At 57.9% G+C, this 5,831-nt stretch carries 5 protein-coding genes and 1 pseudogene; 5 read left to right on the top strand and 1 reads right to left on the bottom strand.

What is annotated here, in order from left to right:
* Positions 1-467 precede the first annotated feature (467 nt).
* Positions 468-869: a hypothetical protein gene (locus tag IEW34_RS30105; protein WP_188612945.1), complete on the bottom strand. Its 402-nt coding sequence runs from the start codon at positions 867-869 to the stop codon at positions 468-470.
* 69 nt (positions 870-938) lie between these two features.
* On the opposite strand from IEW34_RS30105, the gene IEW34_RS30100 reads away from it, so the two are divergent.
* The 5 genes and pseudogenes from IEW34_RS30100 to IEW34_RS30080 all read left to right on the top strand — a co-directional run bounded on the left by IEW34_RS30100 (position 939) and on the right by IEW34_RS30080 (position 5,290).
* On the top strand, positions 939-2,507 hold the full coding sequence (locus IEW34_RS30100) for a recombinase family protein (protein WP_280516357.1): 1,569 nt from the start codon (positions 939-941) through the stop codon (positions 2,505-2,507).
* Positions 2,504-3,388 (top strand): plasmid partitioning protein RepB C-terminal domain-containing protein, encoded by an 885-nt coding sequence (locus tag IEW34_RS30095; protein WP_188612944.1) that lies wholly within the window; start codon positions 2,504-2,506, stop codon positions 3,386-3,388. The genes IEW34_RS30100 and IEW34_RS30095 overlap by 4 nt, the downstream gene beginning before the upstream one ends.
* Positions 3,385-4,269, top strand: a complete 885-nt coding sequence (locus IEW34_RS30090; protein ID WP_188612943.1) for a plasmid partitioning protein RepB C-terminal domain-containing protein — start codon at positions 3,385-3,387, stop codon at positions 4,267-4,269. The genes IEW34_RS30095 and IEW34_RS30090 overlap by 4 nt, the downstream gene beginning before the upstream one ends.
* 72 nt (positions 4,270-4,341) lie before the next feature.
* A pseudogene (locus IEW34_RS30085) lies at positions 4,342-4,626 on the top strand (transposase); the annotation flags it as partial.
* A 331-nt stretch (positions 4,627-4,957) separates the two neighbouring features.
* A complete protein-coding gene (locus IEW34_RS30080; RefSeq protein WP_210324630.1) occupies positions 4,958-5,290 on the top strand; it encodes a hypothetical protein in 333 nt (110 codons plus the stop codon).
* Positions 5,291-5,831 lie beyond the last annotated feature (541 nt).

The following is a 5,831-nucleotide window of genomic DNA, read 5'->3' as shown; positions in this document are numbered from 1 at the left end:
CGCAATGATCTGCTCTTCCGTGAACCGTGACTTCTTCATCCGTCCGTCCCTCGTGCTGGGGCGGACTCTAACTATCCGTGGAGGAGTTTCAGGGGCTCACGTCAAAGGACACGATCGACGCCGGACACTTTGGCCAACACACCACCGCTCGCGCCCGGTGCATCAGCCGGACATCGGTCCGAAGGCAACCGCCTGCTATGCACGGTCATGGCCATGATGACGCGTGTGCAGTCGGGCGGCTTGGCCGCGACGGTTTTGACAGCGACCGCCAAGCTCTCCTTGACAGCGCGATCAACCGGGCCTCGCCGGTGCGCTGATTCCAGAACTTCAGCGACGCGCGATCAAAGGTCAGGTCGGAGGAACGCCTCGCCGCAGAAGAAATGGAAACTGGTGTACTCCACCCACTCCTTGCAATGCGCCGACCGCTAAATCACGCCATCTCCGCTACCCCGATGATGCAACACGCATCATTCATCGGCGGAGACAGCCTCGACGCCGCTCTCCAAGAGAGCAGCGTGGACCGCCTCCAAGGCTAATAGCGCAGCCGCCACCTTAGCGCGCGCCTCTTCAATGTCGGCCATCACGAGGCAGTCGTTCCGGTGGATCGCTGCCAGAAAAGCGGCAAGAACCGCGGGCGAATTCGCGGCCAATCCGAGGAAATGATCTCCGCTGGGAGCCCAGCAACCGGTGAACCAATTCTTTACGGTCCGTTCATTCGCTCCCGTCCATAGCGCCACAGTCTTGATCCTGGAGGACTCGCCTCGGAGCGAGGTACGCAACGCCGTCGAGATCATCGTAGCGAACGACAAAGGTCGCGGAACCCGCCCAGGCCCTTTCGGAAAGACCTTGCCCGATTTTGAAAATGACATTCCACCTACTCCGCGCTTTAGTTGCAGGTGCGTGTGCTGGTATCGACGCGAACAGTGGAGCGTCAGCCTGTGAAGGTGGATAGTGAACCTTCGTTGATCGCAGGCACCGGCGATGACCGGTCAACCCTTGCGGCCGCCTATGTGCGCATGTCGACCGATCAGCAACGCTACTCAACCGAAAATCAGCTCGCCACAATACGGACGTTCGCAGAGGCTCGGAATATCAGGATTGTCCGCATTTACGAGGACGCCGGCAAGAGCGGGCTGAGTCTGAACGGACGGGAGGCTTTCCAACGCCTTCTGTCGCATGTCGAGCAGGGCGCCGACTTCGGCATGATTCTGGTCTACGACGTGAGCCGTTGGGGCCGGTTCCAAAACGCTGACCATGCCGCTCATCTTGAGTTCTTATGCTACCGCGCCAACATCATTGTACTATACTGTGCGGAACAGTTTCACAACGACGGTAGTATCGGCGCGAATCTGCTAAAAACTGTCAAAAGAGTGATGGCCGGCGAATACAGCCGCGAACTGTCGGTTAGGGTCTTCGCCGGACAATCCCGGCTCGTCGAGAAAGGCTTCTGGCAAGGGGGGTTGGCGGGCTACGGCTTGCGCCGCCTCCTCATCGACGAGAACCGTGAACCGAAGGGCGAGCTCTTAGCTGGCGAGCGCAAAAACCTCCAAACCGACCGTGTGATTCTGGTGCCCGGACCGCCTGACGAGGTCGAGACGGTCCGGCAAATTTATCGTCTATTTGTTGAGCAGGGTACAGACGAGTCCGAGATTGCGGCACGCTTGAATCGAACCGGGTATGTCACCGATCTCGGTCGTCCCTGGACTCGAGGAACCGTCCATCAGGTCTTGACCAACCCCAAATACGTTGGCGACAACGTCTTCAATAGGGTGTCCTTCAAGCTCAAGATGCGTCGTGTGGTAAACCCGCCAGACCATTGGGTACAAGGTCGTGGCGCCTTCGCCGCTTTGGTGGACCTTCCCACATTCGAGCGTGCCGCCAAGATCATCGACGACCGAAGCCGGAAACTGTCTGACGCCGAGCTACTTGAGCTGCTGCGCACCCTGCTCCAGGCACAAGGTTCAATCTCGAGCCTCATCATCGACGAGCAAAAGGGTATGCCGTCAAGCAGCACCTATCGCAGCCGATTCGGGAGTCTCTTGCGCGCCTACAAGCTGGTGGGTTATAGCCCGCGGCGCGACTATCGCTACTTTCAGATTAACCGACGACTTCGCGCGCTTCACCCAGACGTTGTTGCGGTAGTGGTGCAAGGCCTGCGGCGCGCCGGCGGCCAAGTGCGGGTTGAAGCTGCTACGGGCCTGCTTCACGTCAACGACGAATTCACTGCCGCCGTCGTGATCTCCCGCCGCCGTGAAACGCCGGCAGGAGCCCCTCGGTGGCGCATCCGGCTTGACACTGGCTTAGCAGCCGACATTACGGTCGCCGTGCGCATGGACTGCGGCAACGTGGCGCCGCTCGACTACTATCTGCTTCCGCGGCTCGACATGACCAAATCTAACCTGCGGCTCGCAGAGAGCAACGGGTTGTCCCTCGACGGCTACCGCTTCGAGTCACTCGACTTTCTTTACGCTCTTGCAGCCCGCACCAAGCTGGAGGAGGTAGCATGACAAACGCCCGTGTGCAAATGATTCCGATCGACCGTATCGTCCTATTAAACGCGCGCGTTCGCAATCGTCGCAAGTTCATTGAGGTGTTGGATAGCATCGAAAATGTCGGTCTCAAGCGCCCAATCAAGGTCAACACAATGGTCGGGCCGGACGGCCAGCGCTCGTATGGTCTCGCGTGCGGTCAGGGCCGCATCGAGGCTTTCCGCGAACTAGGGCAAACTGAAATTCCCGCCCTCGTGACGGACGCATCGGAAGAAGATTGCATGGTTATGAGCTTAGTAGAGAACTGCGCCCGAAGACAACACCCCTCGCTTGACCTACTCCAGGACGTGACTGCACTTCGCCAACGCGGCTACACGGATCGAGAAATCGCTCAGAAGATTGGCATGTCGTCGGAATGGGTCAGTATGATGGCCCAATTGATCGAGCGAGGTGAGCAACGTCTCGTTCGAGCGGTTGAGGCTGGCACGATCCCCATTTCAGTAGCGATCGAAATTGCTCGCAGCGACAGTCAAAATGTTCAGCAGCTGCTTGCCGACGCTTACACTCAAGGCAAGCTCACTGGCTCAAAACTTATAAAGGTGCGCCGCCTTATCGAGGCACGCAGTAGACGCGGCAAGCGAGTTCACGAATCTGCGCTTGGTAAGAAGCTAAAGAAGGCGAGTACATCCGATGCGCTCGTCCGCATTTTTCAGCAGGAAGCTGACCGACAGCGATTGCTCGTCAAAAAGGCAGAGGTCACGCAAACACGCCTTTTATTTGTCGTTGAGGCCCTCAAAAATCTGCTGGCTGACGAGAACTTTGTCACGCTATTGCGAGCAGAGAAGCTCGACACCCTGCCGAAGGACCTCGACAAGCGCATAATGGGAGCCGCCATATGAAGGGACTTGCATTTGAGCTCGAATGTGTCACGGTCCCGATTGCGGCACTCCTCCCCGTGCGACCTCCCCGCGTCAGCGTTAAAGACAGTCAAAAATATCAGCAGATACGCGCGTCTGTAATAGAGGTCGGCTTGGTCGAACCACCGGTGATCTCACGAATACCCGGAAATACTCAAAATTTCCTACTGCTTGACGGCCACATTCGTATAGATATCTTGAAAGATCTGGGAAGAAGCGAGGTTGAGTGTTTGATTTCGACTGACGATGAGGCCTTTACGTTCAATAAGCGGATTAGTCGCCTCTCTGCAATTCAAGAAAACGCCATGGTGCTCAAGGCCGTAGCCCGGGGCGTGTCGAGAGAAAAGATTGCTCGCGCACTCGGCTTAAGAACAGATAGCATACAGCGCAAAATTCGGTTGCTTACCGGGATTTGTCCGGAGGTGGTATCACTGCTGAAGGATCAAATGTGCTCGAGGGCCATATTCGAGATATTTAAGCGCATGAAGCCAATGCGCCAAATCGAAGCAGCAGAGCTGATGATTGCGACCAATAATTTTTCGGTTGGCTATGCCACGGCTCTTTTGGCTGGCACGCCTGTCAGCGAACTTGTTGGCGAGACAAAGCCGAAGGTGGTCAAAGGCGTTAAACCTGAGGTGATGGCACGGTTGGAAAAGGAGCTAGCGCGCCTCCAGCAAGCTATGACGGGTCTCCAGGACACCTACGGCAAGGAGCATCTCCAGCTAACGGTCATCAAGGGCTATCTGGCAAAGCTTCTCGGCAATCCACGGGTGGTCCGCTACCTGCTCCAGCACCGGCCCGAGTACCTTGAGGAATTTCAAGCCATTGGCGAGATTGTCTCATTCACCGACAAGGCCGCATAGATTCACGATATATCTCGAGGATATTATGGATTAGGTAACCATGTTTTCCGAGGCTTGCGAGATGATTAATATAAGCTCCACATCGCCGTGGACACCCTCGGCCACAGGCTGGCGCTCCACGTCACGCCGGCCAGCGACGAGGACCGGTCTCAGGTCGGCCGAATGGCCGAGGCCATCAAGGCGGCGACCGACGAGAGCGTGGACATCGCCTTCGTCGATCAGGGCTATACGGGAGAGCGGGCCGCCAAGGCTGCGGCCGCGCACGGGATCGAACCGGAAGTCGTGAAGCTGCCCGACGCCAAGCGCGGCTTCGTTCTTCTACCGCGTCGATGGGTGGTCGAGCGATCGTTTGCATGGCGGAGCCTGCTGCTGACGTGCCCTCGTGGCGAGGTCGGTTTCGGCTGTCTGAACTGGAAGCCTCTGCGAGATCCGACGGGGCAGCGAACGGCACACCGCGAGCGGGCCGACGAACGTGTCCAGCGCGTCGTTGCGCTTGCCTTCGGGCAGCTCCCACACGACGACCGGCCGGCTGGGAACATGAGAGGCTAGCTGCGCCGGCTATAGAGGCTAATTGCGAATTCGATCGGGTTGTCGCTCGTGCAAGGCTGGTTTAGCGTTCCGCCGACGCGGGTACACGACCGCGCGACGCTAACGTGGAGAACCCTCGGTGGGCTTAAAGATCGGCTTGATGCTGATGATTGCGATCACCTTCGGCCTCGGCTGGTTGGTATATCGCTTGGTGCCGTCTGCCTGCGACGATACCAATATGGTGGTTCGAGCTGCGCGTGGGGGCATGAAGGCACTTCTGCTCGCGCCGGAGAAAGCGCAGTTTCCTGATGACCATCAGATCCTCGGCCTCGGGTCCGAAGAAATGACTGTCGTCGGGTCGGTACACACGAATGAGCCGCGGCGAAAAACCGAAAATAAGAAATTCAAGATCAAGCTATCCTGCGCGTCTGGATTGTATCTTAAAGTCTTGGAAGCCGAAGTTACAGCTGCATCGGCATTCGGAAGGAGTTAAGATTGCGTTTTCAGCTGGAGAAGTGTGCGTGCGTACTTTAACAGCGAGTTCTGGCTGGAGGATCAGAGTCGGCGAGCCGAGTCGATCAACTTGGAAGAGATCATCCGACGGCGCCGCAGATCGCGGCGCGCCCGCAACGCCTCTATCGAGATCCCCAGTTCCATCCCCCGGGAGGATGTCTCGCTTCGGCGCGGCCGGCGAAAGGCACTATCTCTCTCGCGCTTCATTCATCCAGTCGACCTACTCTGCACAGAGGGCAACAGCGGTGCCTCAGCCGGCGCCGTCTCGCGGGTGGCGTCGGGCTTGGGCCCCTTCGCCTAGTCCTCGGCTTCAGGACCTCTCACTACCATGGCCAGCCCTTTGCAGATTAATAAAAGCCGAAAGATCGCTACTTCGCTCAAGCGATGAGAGTCGATCCCGCTCGCGTTCTGCCGCTTATACCAAATCCCGTGAGGCGTGGCTCGGCGGGGATTCCCGCGGCGGCAAACATGTGAATCATGGGTGGCGAACGGAGTGATTCGCCATGCCGATCGCGCTGAGA

The sequence above is a fragment of the Chelatococcus reniformis genome (assembly GCF_014640075.1).
GTDB classification, from domain to species: domain Bacteria; phylum Pseudomonadota; class Alphaproteobacteria; order Rhizobiales; family Beijerinckiaceae; genus Camelimonas; species Camelimonas reniformis.
Note: the sequence above shows the minus strand (reverse complement) of the source record. Positions and strands in the feature narration are given on the sequence as shown.

Excerpts from the sequence above, each read along its gene's own strand:
- IEW34_RS30095 (WP_188612944.1), top strand. The coding sequence starts at position 2,504 with ATGACAAACGCCCGTGTGCAAATGATTCCGATCGACCGTATCGTCCTA.
- IEW34_RS30105 (WP_188612945.1), bottom strand. The coding sequence starts at position 869 with ATGTCATTTTCAAAATCGGGCAAGGTCTTTCCGAAAGGGCCTGGGCGG.
- IEW34_RS30080 (WP_210324630.1), top strand. The coding sequence starts at position 4,958 with ATGCTGATGATTGCGATCACCTTCGGCCTCGGCTGGTTGGTATATCGC.
- IEW34_RS30090 (WP_188612943.1), top strand. The coding sequence starts at position 3,385 with ATGAAGGGACTTGCATTTGAGCTCGAATGTGTCACGGTCCCGATTGCG.